This is a genomic window from Streptomyces sp. NPDC021115 (assembly GCF_044333065.1).
In the GTDB taxonomy this organism is placed as follows: domain Bacteria; phylum Actinomycetota; class Actinomycetes; order Streptomycetales; family Streptomycetaceae; genus Streptomyces.
In genome coordinates, this window is record NZ_JBIRQF010000002.1 from 998031 (window position 1) to 1014974 (window position 16944).

Annotated in this window: 17 protein-coding genes and 1 pseudogene; 13 read left to right on the forward strand and 5 right to left on the reverse strand. The window is 70.7% G+C overall.

Features of this window, described 5'->3' with window-relative positions:
• Positions 1-146 precede the first annotated feature (146 nt).
• The 3 genes from ACH4TL_RS10100 to ACH4TL_RS10110 are packed head-to-tail and all read left to right on the forward strand — an operon-like array spanning position 147 to position 1941.
• On the forward strand, positions 147-716 hold the full coding sequence (locus ACH4TL_RS10100) for a TetR/AcrR family transcriptional regulator (protein WP_398309093.1): 570 nt from the start codon (positions 147-149) through the stop codon (positions 714-716).
• 57 nt (positions 717-773) lie between these two features.
• Positions 774-1445 (forward strand): enoyl-CoA hydratase-related protein, encoded by a 672-nt coding sequence (locus ACH4TL_RS10105; protein WP_398309090.1) that lies wholly within the window; start codon positions 774-776, stop codon positions 1443-1445.
• A 52-nt stretch (positions 1446-1497) separates the two neighbouring features.
• Entirely contained in the window at positions 1498-1941 is a 444-nt protein-coding gene (locus tag ACH4TL_RS10110; RefSeq protein WP_398309087.1) for a PaaI family thioesterase, read from the forward strand.
• Here ACH4TL_RS10110 and ACH4TL_RS10115 read toward each other — a convergent pair.
• Positions 1931-2323 (reverse strand): hypothetical protein, encoded by a 393-nt coding sequence (locus ACH4TL_RS10115; protein WP_398309084.1) that lies wholly within the window; start codon positions 2321-2323, stop codon positions 1931-1933. The genes ACH4TL_RS10110 and ACH4TL_RS10115 overlap by 11 nt on opposite strands.
• 110 nt (positions 2324-2433) lie before the next feature.
• On the opposite strand from ACH4TL_RS10115, the gene sigJ reads away from it, so the two are divergent.
• From sigJ to ACH4TL_RS10130, 3 genes and pseudogenes are all read left to right on the forward strand, one after another.
• Positions 2434-3336 carry an RNA polymerase sigma factor SigJ gene (gene sigJ, locus ACH4TL_RS10120; RefSeq protein ID WP_398309081.1) on the forward strand — a complete coding sequence of 301 codons (903 nt, stop codon included), beginning with the start codon at positions 2434-2436 and terminating at the stop codon, positions 3334-3336.
• Positions 3337-3513: 177 nt separating this feature from the next.
• A pseudogene (locus tag ACH4TL_RS10125) lies at positions 3514-4171 on the forward strand (aldo/keto reductase).
• Positions 4172-4299: 128 nt separating this feature from the next.
• Positions 4300-5196: a LysR family transcriptional regulator gene (locus ACH4TL_RS10130; RefSeq protein WP_398309078.1), complete on the forward strand. Its 897-nt coding sequence runs from the start codon at positions 4300-4302 to the stop codon at positions 5194-5196.
• A 57-nt stretch (positions 5197-5253) separates the two neighbouring features.
• Here the strand turns inward: ACH4TL_RS10130 and ACH4TL_RS10135 are convergent, their stop codons facing one another.
• A complete protein-coding gene (locus ACH4TL_RS10135; RefSeq protein WP_398309075.1) occupies positions 5254-6030 on the reverse strand; it encodes an SDR family oxidoreductase in 777 nt (258 codons plus the stop codon).
• 303 nt (positions 6031-6333) lie between these two features.
• Between ACH4TL_RS10135 and ACH4TL_RS10140 the strand changes: the two genes are divergently transcribed.
• The gene (locus ACH4TL_RS10140; protein WP_398309072.1) at positions 6334-7044 is read left to right on the forward strand and encodes a class I SAM-dependent methyltransferase; all 711 of its coding nucleotides are present in this window, start codon (positions 6334-6336) and stop codon (positions 7042-7044) included.
• A gap of 518 nt (positions 7045-7562) precedes the next feature.
• Complete coding sequence (gene rph / locus ACH4TL_RS10145) at positions 7563-10184, forward strand: rifamycin-inactivating phosphotransferase (protein ID WP_398309069.1); 2622 nt, start codon at positions 7563-7565, stop codon at positions 10182-10184.
• Positions 10185-10352: 168 nt separating this feature from the next.
• On the opposite strand, the gene ACH4TL_RS10150 is transcribed toward rph, so the two are convergent.
• The gene (locus tag ACH4TL_RS10150; protein WP_398309066.1) at positions 10353-11213 is read right to left on the reverse strand and encodes a helix-turn-helix transcriptional regulator; all 861 of its coding nucleotides are present in this window, start codon (positions 11211-11213) and stop codon (positions 10353-10355) included.
• A 126-nt stretch (positions 11214-11339) separates the two neighbouring features.
• Between ACH4TL_RS10150 and ACH4TL_RS10155 the strand changes: the two genes are divergently transcribed.
• The gene (locus ACH4TL_RS10155; protein ID WP_398309063.1) at positions 11340-12335 is read left to right on the forward strand and encodes an aldo/keto reductase; all 996 of its coding nucleotides are present in this window, start codon (positions 11340-11342) and stop codon (positions 12333-12335) included.
• A gap of 58 nt (positions 12336-12393) precedes the next feature.
• Positions 12394-12519, forward strand: a complete 126-nt coding sequence (locus tag ACH4TL_RS10160; protein WP_398309060.1) for a hypothetical protein — start codon at positions 12394-12396, stop codon at positions 12517-12519.
• A gap of 167 nt (positions 12520-12686) precedes the next feature.
• Here the strand turns inward: ACH4TL_RS10160 and ACH4TL_RS10165 are convergent, their stop codons facing one another.
• The gene (locus tag ACH4TL_RS10165; RefSeq protein ID WP_398309057.1) at positions 12687-13337 is read right to left on the reverse strand and encodes an alpha/beta hydrolase family protein; all 651 of its coding nucleotides are present in this window, start codon (positions 13335-13337) and stop codon (positions 12687-12689) included.
• A 279-nt stretch (positions 13338-13616) separates the two neighbouring features.
• On the opposite strand from ACH4TL_RS10165, the gene ACH4TL_RS10170 reads away from it, so the two are divergent.
• Complete coding sequence (locus ACH4TL_RS10170; RefSeq protein ID WP_398309054.1) at positions 13617-14054, forward strand: phosphotransferase; 438 nt, start codon at positions 13617-13619, stop codon at positions 14052-14054.
• An 11-nt stretch (positions 14055-14065) separates the two neighbouring features.
• Positions 14066-14251, forward strand: a complete 186-nt coding sequence (locus tag ACH4TL_RS10175) for a hypothetical protein (protein WP_398309051.1) — start codon at positions 14066-14068, stop codon at positions 14249-14251.
• Between the two features lie 588 nt (positions 14252-14839).
• Here ACH4TL_RS10175 and ACH4TL_RS10180 read toward each other — a convergent pair.
• Entirely contained in the window at positions 14840-15736 is an 897-nt protein-coding gene (locus ACH4TL_RS10180) for a helix-turn-helix transcriptional regulator (protein ID WP_398309048.1), read from the reverse strand.
• A gap of 216 nt (positions 15737-15952) precedes the next feature.
• On the opposite strand from ACH4TL_RS10180, the gene ACH4TL_RS10185 reads away from it, so the two are divergent.
• Positions 15953-16930, forward strand: a complete 978-nt coding sequence (locus ACH4TL_RS10185) for an aldo/keto reductase (RefSeq protein WP_398309046.1) — start codon at positions 15953-15955, stop codon at positions 16928-16930.
• Positions 16931-16944 lie beyond the last annotated feature (14 nt).

A 16944-nucleotide genomic window follows, 5' to 3' on the forward strand; every position in this document is an offset into this window, starting at 1 on the left:
CCTCTCCTTCGACGTTCAAGGGTGGCAGCCGCACCCCTTGCCTGTTCTATGCCACACCCCATAAGTTACCGATAGGTAGCTCGTAGGGGCTCCACGCACGGGAAGGGGGACAGGTGAGTCCGCGCAGGAGTGACAGTCGCGACCGCATGATCCTCAGCGCCGCCGCGCTGCTGCGCGAGTACGGGGCGAGCGCGACGAGCGTCGACCGGGTGCTCGCCCACAGCGGTGCCCCTCGTGGCTCGGTGTATCACCACTTTCCCGGTGGGCGGGCGCAGCTCATCGACGAGGCGGTGGCGCTGGCGGGGGACTTCATCGCGGGGCTGATCGACGCCGCCGCGCAGGCGGACGATCCGGTCGCGGCCGTCGACGCGTTCTTCGCGCTGTGGCATGAGCGGCTGGTGGAGAGCGGTTTCCGGGCGGGCTGCCCGATCGTGGCGGTGGCCGTGGAGACCAACGACGACGCACCCCAGTTGGCCCGTTCCGCGGCGGCCGTCTTCGCGCGCTGGCGGGAGGCTCTCGCGGGCCTCTTCGTCCGCCACGGTCTGACCGAGGAGCGCAGCCGGAGGCTCGGCGCGTTCATCATCGCCGCGGTCGAGGGCGCGGTGATCATGTGCCGTGCCGAGCGGAGCACCGAGCCGCTGGAGGCGGCCGCCGCCGAGATCCACGACCTGCTGCTCAACGCCCTGCGCCACTGCCCCGAGAGCCCGGACACCTGACCTGACCCCCATTGAGCATCTGCCATTGAGTATCTGCTCGGCCCGAAGGAGTTCGCCATGCCCTCGCTCGACCGTCAGGACAACGTCTTCGTCCTCGACCTCGGGGACGGAGAGAACCGCTTCCACCCCGACTGGGTCACCGCCGTCGGCGCCGCGCTGGACGAGGTGGAGAAGGCGGAAGGCCCGCGCGCCCTGGTCACCGCCGCCACCGGCAAGTTCTGGTCCAACGGGCTCGACCTGGACTGGCTGTTCGCCCACGCCGACCAGCACCGGGACTACGTCGTCTCCGTCCACGAACTGTTCGCGCGGTTGCTGTCGCTGCCGGTCGTCACCGTGGCGGCGCTGCAAGGGCACACCTTCGCCGCGGGCGCGATGTTCTCCCTCGCCCACGACTTCCGTGTCATGCGCGCCGACCGGGGCTTTTGGTGCCTGCCCGAAGCGGACATCAACATCCCCTTCACTCCGGGCATGTCCGCCCTCATCCAGGCCCGGCTGACACCGCGGACCGCCCACGAGGCCATGGTCACGGCCCGCCGCTACGGCGGGTCCGACGCCGCGGCCGTCGGCATCGTCGACCAGGCCGTCGCCGAGGAGGCGGTGCGCTCCACCGCCGTCGAAATCGCCCACGCGCAGGTGGGCAAGGCCGGTGACACGCTCGGCACCATCAAGGCCCGTATGTACGCCCCGGTCCTGGTCACCCTGCGCGACACCACGAACCCGTTCGGCTGACCGGCCCCACCGCCCACCTCACGAACGCCCCACCGCCCAAGGAGTACGACCCGTGACCACCACCGACCTCGCAGCCATGACCGGCCTGGAACTGATGCGCTGGGTGCAGACCGAACGCCCCACCGACATTCCTTCCATCGGCCGTCTGCTCGGCATGCGCTTCGACGAGGTCGAGCACGGCCGTATCGTCGTCTCCCTCGACACCCGCCCCGACTTCGCCAACCCCCTCGGCACCGTCCACGGCGGCATCGCCGCGACCCTCCTCGACTCCGCCATGGCGTGCGCCGTCCACACCACCCTCCCCGCTGGTGGCGGCTACACCACCCTCGAACTCAAGGTCAACTACATCCGGGCCGCCCGCACCGACGGACAGACGCTCACCGCCGAAGGCAATGTCATCCACGCCGGCCGCCGCACCGCCACCGCGGACGGAAAGGTGCTGGACGACCAGGGCAAGCTGATCGCCCACGCCACCACCACCTGCCTCATCCTCTAGAGCGCCAGCCGCCTTCCGCGCTCCGGCGGGCCAGCGCCAGCACGCTCAGGCCGAACATCAGGACGCCCAGCGGGACATGGACCGACGGGACGTGCGCGATACCGAGCACGACCTGGACCGAGGCGAGGGCGAGGAAGCCGGACGCGTGGGCGATGGGGCGGGGCGAGCCGCCGCCCGGCCGCCAGGTCAGTACCGCGGCGAGCACGTACAGCATCGACGCGCCGTACATCACGCGTGCCCCGATGCCGTGCAGCGGTTCGCCGTACGAGGAGGTCAGCAGCACTCCGGCGCTGACCGCCTGGAAGAGGATGGTCAGGGTCTGGAGGGCGATCGCCATCCGCAGGAACGAGGTGGTCGCGGTCGCCGTCGGCTGGGTGGTCATCACGTTGTCCCCTTTGTCCGCCCGGAGGCGTCAGCTCGGTAAGGTCTCATCAGCCCGACGACGCGGACACGCGGAATGCAAGGTGAGGGCGGCGGGCCGGGGGAGTGGTCATGGGCAGGTGGGGCGCGGCGGAGGTCGCGGGCGAGCGGCGCCGACTGATCAATGTGGCCTACCGGCTGCTCGGTTCGCTGGCCGAGGCCGAGGACGCCGTGCAGGAGGCGTACGCCCGCTGGTACGCGCAGCCGCGGAGCAAGCGGGAGGCCGTCGCGTCCCCCGGTGCCTGGCTGACGACGGTGACCGGGCGCATCTGCCTGGACGTGCTGGGCTCGGCGCGGGCCCGGCGCGAGCGCTACGTCGGTGCGTGGCTGCCCGAGCCGCTGCCCGACCGCAGCGAATGGGCCCGCGGGGGTGACGCCGCAGACCCGGCCGACCAGATCGCCCTGGACGAGTCGGTGACCATGGCGTTCCTCGTCGTCCTGGAATCGATGACACCGGCCGAGCGGGTCGCGTTCGTGCTGCACGACGTGTTCCGCTACCCGTTCCCCGAGATCGCCGGGATCGTGGGCCGTACCCCGGGGGCCTGCCGGGAGCTGGCGAGTTCGGCCCGGCGGCGGGTGCGCGCCGCGCACGCCCCGGTGGCCGCGGCGGCGGGGCAGGCTGAAGTCGTGCGGCGCGTCAAGGAGGCGTGGGAGGCCAAGGACATCGCGGCTCTCGTCGGCCTGCTCGACCCCGACGCCGTGATGACCGCCGACGGCGGCGGCCTGGTCGGCGCCGTGCCGCACCCGGTCGAGGGTGGGGCACGCATCGCCCAGTACATGATCGCGATCGCCGGCAAGGCGCCGGGGCTACGGCTCCTGGAGCGTTCGGTGGCCGGTGCGCCCGGCCTGGTCGCCCAGCGCGCGGGTGTCACGGTGACCGTGGCCGCGTTCGGTGTCTCCGCTGGTCGCGCCAGCCGGATCTGGGTGGTCCGCAACCCGGAGAAGCTGCGCCTGTGGACGCCGGACGAGCCGTAGGAACGACGACGCGAGACACCGTCGTCGACATGGCGGACCGGACGCGCGCGATGCTGCACGATTGCGTCACGGCGCGGCTCGTCAAGGCCGAGCATCACGAGCCTGCCGGGGCCCGGGAGCGCGCCACCCCGATCGCCCACCGGATCATGGCGCCACACCGACCGAGGAGACAGCGTCATGACCACAGTCACCGCTTCGTTCGCCGGCCGCACCGTGGCACGGATCGGCTACGGCGCGATGCAGCTCGAGCGCCTGCGCGACCGCCGCGACGAGGCCGTCGCGGCGGTCGCGCGGTCGAGCTGGGCGTCGACCACGTGGACACCGCCGAGTTCTACGGCTTCGGCTTCGCCAACGACGTGATCCGCGAGGTGCTGCGCCCCGAGGACGACGCCCTGGTCGTCACGAAGGTCGGCGCCGAACCCAACCCGGGCGGGCGCCTGCCGCTGCGTCTGGCGCAGCGGCCCGAGCAGCTGCGCGCCGGCGTCGAGGACAACCTGCGCAGCCTCGGCGTCGACCGGCTCGCGGTCGTCAACCTCCGCCGCATGGACACAGGGCCCGGGCTGCGCCCCGAGGGCGACCAGGTCGTCGACCTCGACGACCAGCTCGCGACGAACCGGCCGTCCGGGCCGCGGCCGAGTCCCTCGGCGTCACCCCCTCCCAGGTCGGCCTCGCGTGGCTGCTGCACCACGCCCCGAACGTGCTGCTCATCCCCGGCACCGCCGACGCCGCCCACCTGGAGGCCAACATGGCGGTCGGCGAGATCACCCTCGACGCCGCGACCCTCGCCGCGCTCGATGCCATCGAGTCCCGCTCCAGCGAGATCCCCATGGGCTGACAGCGACACGGTCGGCACGGCCCTGGTGGACGTCATGGGAATCTCCGCCTGAGGAACCGGGTTCCTTACGACGACAACGAAGACAACGTTGACGACGGGGTTGATCGCGGGGAGGGGGCGGGGAGCCCATGAGCCTTCGTCAGTTCGAGTACGCCTTGGCCGTTGCCGAGGAGGGCTCGGTGACGGCGGCGGCGGAGCGGCTGCACGTCGCGCAGCCGTCGGTGTCCCAGCAGATCCGCGGCCTGGAACGGGAACTCGGCGTGGAGCTGTTCGCCCGTACGCCGACCGGACTGGTGCCCACGGTGGTCGGCCGCGCGTTCCTGCGGGAGGCGGAGGTCGCGGTGAGCGCGTCGCGGCGGGCGAGGGCGACGGCGCGGGCCGGTGCCGACGAGCTGGTGGGCGAGCTGGCGGTCGCGGTGCAGATGGGCTTCGGCACCCGGCAGCTGCCGGGTGCGCTGGGCGCGCTGCGTCGCCGCTTCCCGCGTCTTGAGGTCACCGTCTTCGAGGAGCCGAGCTCCGCCGAGCTGGAGCGGCTGGGGCGCCGGGGCGTGCTGGACCTCGCCCTGATGGCGGCGTGCGAGCAGAGCCCCGCCGACGCCCACCACCTCGGTGACGAGGAGTTCGTCGCGGTGCTGGGCGCCGGGCACCGGCAGCTCGCCGCGGACCGGGTCGAGCTGCGCGCGCTGGAGGGGGAGCTGTGGGTGAGGTTCGACCGCGACAGCGCGCTCGACGGCGTACTGCTGAACGTGCTGCGGGACAACGATCTGCCCCCGACCACGGCCGCCCGCGTGTCCCAGACGGCGACGGCCGTGCGCTGGGCCGCCCACGGGCTGGGCGTGACGCTCGTACCGGCCTCCGCGGTACCCCACGGCTACGAGCACCTGGTCCGCCCGGTGCTCCCGGCCGTGTCCCAGCCCGTCATCGCCGTGGTCCGGCACGGCGCGGGCCCGGCGGAGACGGCCCTGCTCGAACTCCTGCGTCAGGAAACCTGGTCCGCGTCCGTTTCCTTCTCGCCGGTGCCCTGACGGCAGAGAAGAAGGCGGGCCTCTTTTCGGAACCAGCTTTCCGGGATTCCGTCGGCGTCACCTCCGGGGGAATTCACCGCCGTCCAGGATGAGATTGCTCCCGGTCAGCCAACTCGCCCGGCCGGACACGAGGAACAGCACCGCCTGCGCGATGTCGTCGGGCCTACCATCGCGCCCCAGCGGCACGGTGTCGGCGGCGTTGGTCTGGCCCGGCGCAGCGTTGAGGCGCGCCCACCGCTCCCGCGTTTCCTCGCCGCCGGGGGTGGCGACCCTGCCGGGAGAGACGGTGTTGACCCGGACTCCGAACGGGGCCAGCTCCAGGGCCAGTCCCCGGCTGTAGCTCTCCAGCGCCACCTTCGCCGCCACGTAGTGCAGGAACGGCCCAACCGGGGTGAGGACCGCGGCCGAGGAGAGGTGCACGACCGTCCCCGAACGGCGTTCCCGCATCCCCGGTACCAGCAGCGAGTCCAGCCGCACCGCTGCCAGGTAGTTCAGGTCCAGCGCGTCCTGCCACTCCTCGTCGGGAATGGCCAAGGCCCCTGGGTGGGGCCGTGCCCCGCCCGCGTTGTGAACCAGGATGTCCACCCCGCCGAACGCCTCCCGCACGGCCGCGGCAAGCGCCTCAGCCCCGGCCCGCGTCCGCACGTCGGCCTGTACGAAGGCGGCCCCTTCCGGCACGGTGCTCGTCGCCGACCTGGCGGTCGTGAGCACCTCGGCACCCGCGTGCAGGAGTTGGCGTACGACGGCCGCGCCGATTCCGCGAGAACCGCCCGTGACCAGGGCCCGCTTTCCCGCGAGTTCTCGCGTTCCCGATCCGTTCTCGATCGTGGTCATTCCCACCGGTCCCTCTCGATCGCGTCATTGTCCGCTCGACGGAAAAGGTTCGGCGTGCGCAGGGCGCGATTCTTCGGAGAATTCGCGGTGAGCACCTCGTCGAGCTGTCTCACGGTACGTACGGAAAAGATCGAGAGGCAAAGACGAAATGTCAGCAGGTGCCATAGGGAACACCTATGACACCCCGCCCGCGCAAGCCCCCTCCGGCTCGACCAGGCCGCGGCGACGCACCTCGACAGCGCCGCGGGCCAAACGTCCCGGCGCTCGGGCGAAGTGACCCCTGGGTGTGGGAAGGTGACCGGCATGACGACGTCGGATGAACGTAAGACGCGAATCCGCGAGGTGCGTCGGAGGCTCGCGCAGGAGGGCCCTCCGCGGACGCGGGACCGCGAGGCGGACTTCGAGACGGTCACCGTTCCCGAACGCGATTGCGACCAGCTGCGTGACCTCCTGATCTCCGAGGGCGCGCAGACGGTGGTCGAGGTCGGTCTCGCATACGCCAGTTCCGCACTCGCGATCGGCGAGGCGCTGTTCACTGTCGAACCGCCTCGTCCCCGGCACATCATCATCGACCCATTACAAGAAAGTGAATGGTCCAACGTCGGCTGGGATCTGCTGTGCTCAGCCGGGCTGGATTCGATCGCGTCGCTGATGCGCGCCCCTTCCTCGATCGCGCTCCCGCAACTCCTCACCGAGGGGCTCACCGCCGACGCGGCATTCGTGGACGGCAGTCACCGGTTTCATGAAGTCTTCGTCGATCTCTACTTCCTGCGAAAGATCGTCCGGCCTGGCGGGCTGATCGTCATCGACGACGACTGGGCGCCGTCGGTACGAACCGCCGCGCACTACTACGAGCGGAACCTGGGGTGGATGCCGATTCCCGATGCCTTCCCCAGCGAAACCGCGACGACGGTCCTTGCTGGTCCCCGGGACGAACCGAGGATCCGCTGCAAGGCTCTTCGCCTGCCCGATCCCTCTTTCGAGCCGCCTTTCGAGGAGTTCCGCGCGTTCTGATCAAGCGGACGGCGACCGCTCGAAATGCGTTGGGAACCAGCGTCGCTTTCGCATCCCCGAGCCCCTTGGTGACCCCTGATAACTCTCGTCGTTCACATGGCGTGCGACTGTCCCCCAGGAGCGAGCTGAACAGGCGAGGGGTTCGAGATGGAGGATGATGGCTGGCCCAAGCGCCCGTGGCGTGATCCCGCGTGGTGGCTGGTAGCCATCGCGGCTCTCGGACTGATTCATCAGATGATGGTGAACATGTTTCGGTAGCCCCGGAGCCGTACACCGACGGCGACCCCACACCCCCGGCCCGGAGACCCACCGCACAAGGCGCGGACAAAGACAAAGGCAAGGAGACCTCTCCTTGCCACTCTTAAGTTATAGCGCGTTGGGGGGCTTGCGGCAAGACCCGGGTCGCGGCGCAGAATCGTCGGCCGAGGCCACAACCTGGGGAAATGGGGATACGAAGTGCGTGTGTTCGACAGCGCTGGACGCGTCGGTGATGCGACCTGCCGCGGAGGGGTGTCGCGATGACCGAGCAGTACGTGGTGGATCTTGAAGAGGTCGACGAGACGCAGGTCGCGGTCGTCGGCGGCAAGGGCGCGCAGCTGGGCGGGCTGTCGCGGATCGACGGCATCCGCGTGCCGGGGGGCTTCTGTGTGACGACGGACGCCTTCCGGCGGATCATGGCGGAAGCGCCGTCCATCGACGATCGGCTCGATCAGCTGTCGCGCGTGAACCCGGACGACCGGGAGGCGATCCGCACGCTCAGCGCGAGGATTCGCCGGACCATCGAAGGGATCGCCATCCCGGGCGATCTCGCGGCGGCGATCACCGGCGCGCTCGCCCGGCTCGGCGAGCAGGCCGCCTGCGCCGTACGATCCAGCGCGACGGCGGAGGACCTGCCGACGGCCTCCTTCGCGGGCCAGCAGGACACGTACCTGAATGTCGTGGGGCCAGCGGCGATCCTCCAGCACGTCAGCCGGTGCTGGGCCTCGCTGTTCACCGAACGGGCCGTGATCTACCGCCAGCGGAACGGCATCGACCACCGTACGGTCCACATGGCCGTGGTCGTACAGCAGATGGTCTTCTCGCAGGCGGCGGGCATCCTGTTCACGGCCGACCCCGTCACGGGAAACCGGAAGGTCGCCACCGTGGACGCCGGATTCGGCCTCGGCGAGGCCCTGGTCTCCGGCCTGGTGAACCCGGACGTCTTCACGGTGCGAGACGGCGAAGTCGTCGCCAAGACCATCGCCGCCAAACAGCGTGCCGTTCACGCCCTGCCGGCCGGCGGTACGCGGGAAGTGGCGATCGACTCGCAGCGGCAGGAGCAGCCGACGCTGACGGACGCGCAGGCCGTGCGGCTCGTGCGGCTCGGGCGGCGGATCGAAGCGCGCTTCGGCCGCCCGCAGGACATCGAATGGTGCCTGGTCGACGACGACTTCCAGATCGTCCAGAGTCGGCCGATCACGACGCTGTTCCCCATCCCCGAGACCGGCGACCAGGAGAATCACGTCTATCTCTCCGTCGGTCATCAGCAGATGATGACCGATGCCATGAAGCCCCTGGGGCTCTCCATGTGGCAGCTGACGGCCAGGGTGCCGATGCACGAGGCCGGTGGGAGGCTCTTCGTGGACGCCACCCCGCGCCTGGCCTCGCCCGCGGGCCGCGCCGGTCTCCTGGACGTCGTGGGGAAACATGATCCGCTGTTCAGGTACGCCCTGGACGCCGTCCTCGACCGCGACGATTTCCTCCCGTCGCTCCCGGACGCCCCTCCCGGCACGCCGCAGTCCGCCGGGCCGCCGCCCGGGGGCGCGCCAGCCCCGATCGAGACCGATCCGGCCCTCGTCACCGGGCTGATCGAGCGCAGCCAGGCGTCCATCGCCGCTGTGGAGCGCGACATCCGGACGAAGTCCGGACCGGCGCTGTTCGACTTCCTGCTGGAGGCGTTCGAGGAGCACAAGCGAGTCCTCGGTGATCCGCTGAACCTGCCGGTGATCATGGCGGGGATGGATGCCACGTGGTGGCTCAACGACAAGCTGGGGGAGTGGCTGGGCGAGAAGAACGTGGCTGACACGCTCACGCTGTCCGCCCCCGGCAACGTCACGTCGGAGATGGGACTGGCGCTGCTCGACGTCGCGGACGTGATCCGTCCGCATCCGGAGGTGGTGGCGTTCCTCCAGGGCGTCGAGGACGAGGGCTTCCTGGGCGAGCTGGCGAAGCTCACGGGCGGTGCCGAGGCGCGCGATGCCATCGAGACCTACCTCGACCGGTACGGCATGCGCTGCGTCGGCGAGATCGACGTCACGAGGCCGCGTTGGCGCGAGCGCCCCTCCATGCTCGTGCCCGTGATCCTCGACAACGTCAGGAACTTCGAACCGGGCGCCGCCGAACGGCGCTTCGAGGAAGGGCGGCAGAAGGCGCGGCAGAAGGAACAGGACGTGCTGTCACGCCTGCGGGCCCTGCCGGACGGGGAGCAGAAGGCCGACGAGACCAAGCGGATGATCGACCGCGTCCGAACCTTCATCGGGTACCGGGAGTACCCGAAGTACGACATCGTCAGCCGCTACTTCGTCTACAAGCAGGCACTGCTGGCAGAGGCCGAGCGCCTCGTGCAGGCCGACGTGCTTCCTGAGCGGGAGGACGTCTTCTACCTCACCTTCCAGGAGTTCCACGACGTCGTCCGCACGAACCAGGTGGACGACCAGCTCGACCAGCTCATCCAGCAGCGCAAGGACGCGTTCCGCACGTACCAGGCGCTCACACCGCCCCGGGTGCTCACCTCGGACGGTGAGGCCATCACCGGGGCGTACCGGCGCGACGACGTGCCGGCCGGAGCCCTGATCGGCCTACCGGTTTCCGCCGGGACCGTCGAGGGGAGGGCCCGCGTCATCCTCGACATGGCGGAGGCCGATCTCGAAGCGGACGACATCCTGGTCACGAGCTTCACGGACCCCAGCTGGTCGCCGCTGTTCGTCGGAATCGCGGGCCTGGTGACGGAGGTCGGCGGTCTGATGACCCATGGCGCGGTGATCGCCCGGGAGTACGGCCTGCCGGCCGTCGTGGGCGTGGAGCAGGCCACCCGGCTGATCCGGGACGGTCAGCGGATCCGCATACACGGAACCGATGGGTACGTCGAGATCCTGTCCTGACCGACCACACCGGGGAGCCTCGGACTCGTCCGCGCATCGAGCGACGCATCAGTGGCGGTGAAGGGGGAGGACCGGGCGGCGACCCGTCCCCTGCCCCGCTCGCGGTGTCACGTCCTCAGCATGGCGCACAGCGGCGCGCGGGAATCGGCGAGCACCCCCGTGGACAATTCACCGTGCCGTCGTGTCCGTCGCCCCCGTGGGGAACTCCTCGATACCGATGACCCGCAGCAGCTCCAGCCGCTCGCGGGCCTCGGCGTCCGCTGGGGTGAGCACCAGCAGCTGCTGGCCCTGGTCGGGAGTGACCAGGGTCTCGCAGTCCATCAGCAGGCGGCCGACCCGCGGATGCAGCAGGGTCTTGCGGTCGGCGCGCCGGACCGCCACCTCGTGCTCGGCCCAGATCCGGCGGAAGTCCGCGCTCGCGGCCCGCAACCGGTCGACGAGCCCGGCGACCGTGGAGTCGCCGGTTCGCCGACCGGCGGCCGCACGCAGGTCGGCCACGAGCTGGCGGGCGTGGCGTTCCCGCTCCTCGGGCGGGGTGACGGCGCGGACCGCGGGGTCGGTGAACCAGCGGTACGCGAGGTAGCGGCGATCGCCGGTGAAGCCGGTGTGGTCGCCCATGAGCAGGAGGGCGGCCCGGTTCTGGGCGAGCACCTCGCCCAGGTCGGACAGGACCAGGGCCGGGGTGTCGCCGAGCAGGTCGAGCATGCGGATCAGGCCCGCACGGGCCAGGCGGGCCACTGTGTCGGCGGGCGGGGGCCGGTGGCCGGCCAGGTGGAACAGGTGGTCGCGCTCGTCGTCGGAGAGGCGCAGCGCCCGGGCCAGCGCGCCGAGCAGCTGGACCGAGGGCTGGCTGCTGCGGCCCTGTTCGAGGCGTACGACGTAGTCCACCGACATACCGGCGAGCGTGGCCACCTCTTCCCGGCGCAGCCCGGTGGTGCGGCGGCGGGGCCCCTCGGCGATGCCGACCTCGGACGGGCGCATCGCCTCGCGACGGCGGCGCAGGAAGTCGGCGAGCTGGTCACGTTGCATGTCCCCATGGTCCTCGCGGCGGGCGAGCCGATCCAGGGAGCGGCGCTCCCAGGATGAACGCTCCGCTCCCGTGCGTCGCGGCGCGGGCGCACAGTGGGCGGCGGATCGACGACGAAGGAGCACGCGATGCAGACAACAACCCTGGGCAGCACCGGCCCGGCCACCTCCGCGCTGGGCCTGGGCGCGATGGGCATGTCGGGCGCTTACGGCGCGGCCGACCGCGCGGAGAGCATCGCCACCGTGCACGCCGCGCTGGACGCCGGGGTCACGCTGGTCGACACCGGCGACTTCTACGCGATGGGCCACAACGAGCTGCTGCTCGCCGAGGCGCTGCGCGGCCGGGACCGGGACAGCTACCAGCTGAGCGTCAAGTTCGGCATGCTGCGAGGGCCGGGCCCGGATTTCGGCGGGATGGACGGCCGTCCCGAGGCGGTGAAGAACTACCTGGCCTACTCGCTGACCCGGCTGGGCACCGACCACATCGACATCTACCGTCCCGCCCGGCTGGACCCGGCGGTGCCGATCGAGGAGACGGTGGGCGCGATCAAGGAGATGATCGAAGCCGGGTACGTCCGCCACCTCGGCCTCTCGGAGGTCGACGCGGCGACGATCCGCCGGGCGCATGCCGTGCACCCGGTCGCCGACCTCCAGATCGAGTACTCGCTGATCTCCCGCGCGGTGGAGGCGGACGTTCTGCCCACGCTACGGGAGCTCGGCATCGGCCTGACCGCGTACGGCGTCCTCAGCCGCGGCCTCATCTCCGGACACTGGTCCGCCGGCCGCACGGCGGCCCCCGGCGACGGCCGCGGCCTCAGCCCGCGATTCACGAGCGGGAACGTGGAACACAACCTCGCCCTCGTGGAGGCACTGCGCCGGGTCGCCGACGCAAAGGGGTGCACCGTCGCCCAACTGGCCATCGCATGGGTGGCCGCACGGGGCGACGACATCGTGCCGCTGGTCGGCGCTCGAACCCGCGACCGGCTGGCCGAGGCGCTGCCCGCGATGGAGCTGATCCTCACCGCGGACGACCTCGCCGAGATCGAGAAGGCGGTGCCGCCGGGCGCGGCACGTGGCGACCGATATCCGTCCGCGTTCATGTCCGGCCTCGGCGTCGGCAACTGATCCCGGTGCCGCCTTCGAGGAAGGCGACGACTCATCGCGGCGTCGGTAGGGTGTCGCTGTGCCGTATCCGCCGATGCCGCTTCAGCTCGAAACCGCCCGGCTGACGCTGCGTCCGTGGGCCATCACCGACGCCGACGACCATCGCGCACTCGCTGCCGAACGGGGCGATGGGACGCCGTCGTGACCATGTCTCGGCAGATGACCGCTGGCGAACTGGTGTGGCTCACTCGCTCCCTGTCGTACGGGGCGGATCGACGGCACTCCGCCGTAGCGGTGGTAGGCCGCCTGCCGTCGGCGATCGCGTAGAGGTGCACCGTCCGGACCAGCGTCCGAACGGCGCGTCACGTCACCTCACGACACCGTGGCGAACTCCATGGTCGCTTGCGCGAGGTCAGCGAGGAACCGGGGACGGTCGAAGCCCTGGTCTTCGACCGTGCCCGGCGGAGGCGAATTCATGAAGCTGAAGTGACCAGCCCCCGGCACGACGCGAAGGTCGACCTGGGCTGGCGCGCTCTTCAAGTGGATGGCCTGCTCGACGGGTGTGACGGTGTCCATCTCTCCCGCGTAGACGAGCATCGGAGCTGTCACCGCGTCCAAGGCGCCCGGAGCGGCGAACCAGCCGGCAGCGGGCGTGTACAAGACGAGACGGCCGACGCGTGGCTCTCGTGGGACATCCAGCGGCTTGCCGTCCCGCCCCCACGGTGTCGCACCGGCGAGACAGAGGCCGGCCCATCCACCGATCGAATGGCCGACCACCACGACAGCCGCGTCCGGAGACGCCCACCGGTGGAGCGCCTCGATCAGCCCGACCGGGCGGGCGAGCAGCTCGGCAGTGGTCGCCTCCCGCGCCGCAAAGCGCTCGAAGCAAGGCGCGATGACCTGGCAGTCATGGGCTGCCAGGTCATCCAGCAGAGGCCGGTAACGCTCCGGATCGCCGCCCGCTCCAGCCGCGAAGAGCACGACAGGCCCACGGTTCGTGGGACCAAGCGTCAGTGCCTGCATCTCGCTCCTTCACGTCGGGTCAGCAGGGGCAAAGGACAGTCTCACCGAAGCCTGCTCGCGGCGTCGCGGGTTCCAGCGGGACCGGCGTCCCTGGCTCGCGCCGCGGCCGCCGCCTCCAGCCGGGGCCAGCCGTCGACTTCCACCGTCTGCCGCTCTCCCGGCTGCCATCCGCGGGCGCGGGGCCGACGCACAACGCCTTTGTAGGTTCCGGCTTGACACCTTGAGGTCCGCCGGTCGATGTGCAGGGTTGGGAACTGCACCTTTCGCCTCGGTGACGGGATGCTGGTGCGGCTACCGACTGCCGCGGAGTTCGCGCTGGCGGTGGAGAAGGAGCACCGGTGGCTTCCGGTTCTCGCACCCGCGTTGCCGTTGGAGGTCCCGGTTCCGCTGGCCGAGGGCGTGCCTGATGAGGGCTTTCCGCACAACTGGTCGGTGGATCGGTGGATCGGTGGCGAGCCTGCGGGCCGTGCCGTCGTCGAGGACATGACGGCCTTCGCTATTCACCTTGCGGAGTTCCTCGTGTCCCTGCAGCGGATCGACCCGACAGGCGGACCGGGCCCGGGACTGCACAATTGGTTCCGAGGCGGGCCACTGACGACCTACGACGGGTGGGCCCGGGCAGCCCTGGAGACGTTGGACGGCCTGATCCGGACCGAGACCGCCGAGGAGATCTCGGAACGGGCGTTGCGAGCCTCGTGGGACGGTAAGCCAGTCTGATCGCCTGGACGATGCTGACCGGCAAGAGCCGGGCCGCGTTCCGCGATCGGCTAGGGGTGGACAAGGCGACCTGGGAGTGTGGACAAGGCTGGGCGCTCTGGAAGGCCCTGGTCGTCTGCGCCGGAGCGGTTCGCGATGGCGATGGCCTGCCGACGGATGCGTCGTTCGTTCTTGAGGAGATCCTCGCTGCCCATTAGCGGATGGACCGAACGGCAAGTTGATGACAAGGCGCTTATGTAACCAGCATGCTCGTTCGAGCCTCTTGAGCTGGGGATAGACGTTGTCGAGCCCTTCGAGCGTCGACTCGCGAACGTTCTCCCGCTCGGTCTCCGCCGTCGCGGCGAAGAACGCGAACAGGGCGGTGGGGTGGTCCGCCAGGGCGGTGAGTTCGGCGGCGTCGCGGCCATGACCCGGCAGTGCGGGGCGTGCGCCTTGACCTCCCGCGCCGTCCTCAGCGCCTCCTCGGACCGGGGGCGGACGCGGACGAGGGTGCTGATCTGGGCGTCGGCGGCGGGGTGCCGCGTGAGCGGCAGGGCGAGCCGGGCTGGGCGTCGCACTTCGGGCAGGCGTGCTGTTCGACGTCGTCGGCGTCCGACCGGTCGGCCGGGGAGGGGCGGCGAGGGCCCGTCATGGATCCGGAATTTCGCACAATGCAAGTCTCAGAAGGGGGTCCATCCTGCTTTTGAGCGAGAACGGGATTTGCGAGCGAATCCGGGATCGGCAGGGGTCCGGCGACCCAAGATTGATTTTGCTCGCGCAAAGGACCCCGTTTGCGAGAACAGCGGTCAGGGCGATGTGTGCGGGACTTCCTGGTGGGGGGTGGCTGCGGGCGCGGTCATGTCGAGCAGGAGCAGGGCGTCGTGGTCGGGGGTGCCGGGTTCGGCGGTGTAGACGCCGATGCGCTGGCCGGGGGTGCCTTCCAGATGCATGGACTGGGAGGTGAGCGTGAGCTTGCCGACGCGGGGGTGCTGGAAGGTCTTCTGTGCGGGCTTACGGCCGGTGACCTCGTAGCGTTCCCACAGCCGGGCGAAGTCGGGGCTCTTGAGAAGGAGCTCGCCGACGAGGTTGGTCAGGTCCGGGGCGTCGGGAGCGGTGCCGGCGACGGCGCGCAGGCGGGCGACGCAGGCGGTGATCTGGCGGTCCCAGTCGGTGAACAGGTTCCGCGAGGCGGGGTGGAGGAAGAGGTAGCGGGCCAGGTTGCGGTGTTTGGCCGGCCAGTCCTCCAGGCCCGCGTACAGGGCGAGGCCGCCGGGGTTCCAGGCCAGCATGTCCATGCTGCGGCTGATGACGTAGGCGGGGTTCGGGCGCAGCGATTCCAGCAGCAGTTTCAGGTGGGGGCGCACGGTGCAGCTGGGGGCCGGGGGCGGTTCAGGGGCGTAGCGGGCGGCGCGGGCGGCGAGCTCGCGCAGGTGCTGGTGTTCCTGGTCGTCCATGTGCAGGGCGTGGGCGAGGGAGTCGAGGACGGCGGGGCTGGGGCGGGTCTCCTTGCCGCGTTCGAGGCGTACGTAGTAGTCGATGCTGATGCCGGCGAGGGTGGCCAGTTCCTCGCGGCGCAGGCCGGGGGTGCGGCGGATGCCGGCGCCGATGGTGAGGCCGACGTGCTCGGGGCTGGTCTGGGTGCGGCGGGCCCGCAGGAAGCGGCCCAGCTCGGCGCCCTCGCTGTTCGCGCTCTGGGATGCCATGGCTCCAGTTTCACCCGGCAGACCGCCGTACCTGCAGACGGGAGGGGGCCCTGTCATTACCCCTGAAGAGTTCGCCCTGCCACACCGGAGCAATCCGGGCGAAGGTTGATGAGGAAGACGCCGCCCCCTCGGCATCGCCCAGGCTCCGACCGGCACGACCTGCCGGGCCGGGCGAGAGCGAGGGGACGGGCGACACCACAGACCGGAGAAGGCGAGATGCGGTACATCAAGCTGCGTGACCTGGAGGTTTCCCGGATTGGGCTGGGTGCGATGGGCATGTCCCACGGCTACACCGGCTCGGGCACCGATGACGCGGAGTCGATCAGGACCGTGCACCGAGCCCTTGAGCTGGGCGTCACGCTCATCGACACCGCCGAGATCTACGGCCCCTACACCAACGAGGAGCTGCTCGGGCGGGCGCTGAAGGGCCGCCGGGAGAAGGTGGTGCTGGCCACCAAGTTCGGCCTGGTCTCGCACGCCGGCGAAGGCGCGTGGAACCTGGACTCCAGCCCGGCCAACATCCGCACCGCGGTCGAGGGTTCCCTGAAGCGGCTGGGCACCGACCACATCGACCTGTACTACCAGCACCGCGTCGACCCGAACACGCCGATCGAGGAGACCGCCGGCGCCGTGGGCGAGCTGATCGCCGAGGGCAAGGTCCGCGCCTTCGGGCTCTCGGAGGCCGGTCCGGACACCATCCGCCGCGCCCACGCCGTCCAGCCGGTCACCGCGGTCCAGTCCGAGTACTCCCTGTTCACCCGGGGTATCGAGGACCGCGTCCTGCCCGTCCTGCGGGAGCTGAACATCGGCCTGGTGCCGTTCTCCCCGCTGGGCCGCGGCTTCCTGACCGGCACCTTGCGCTCCACCGACCAGTTCGACGAGAACGACTTCCGTCGCGACAACCCGCGCTTCACGGGTGAGAACTTCCAGCACAACCTGGCGCTCGCCGACGAGGTCAAGGCCCTGGCCGACGAAGCCGGTGCCACGCCCGGGCAGGTGGCACTGGCCTGGCTGCTCGCCCAGGGCGATGACATCGCCCCGATCCCCGGCACCAAGCGCGTCAGCCGGGTCGAGGAGAACGCCGCCGCCGACACGGTCACGCTGACCGCCGAGCAGCTCGACAAGCTCTCCACCCTGCCGCCCGCCGCCGGCGCCACCCACACCGAGGCCCAAGCCCGGATGCTCGAACGCTGATCCATCCCCACCAC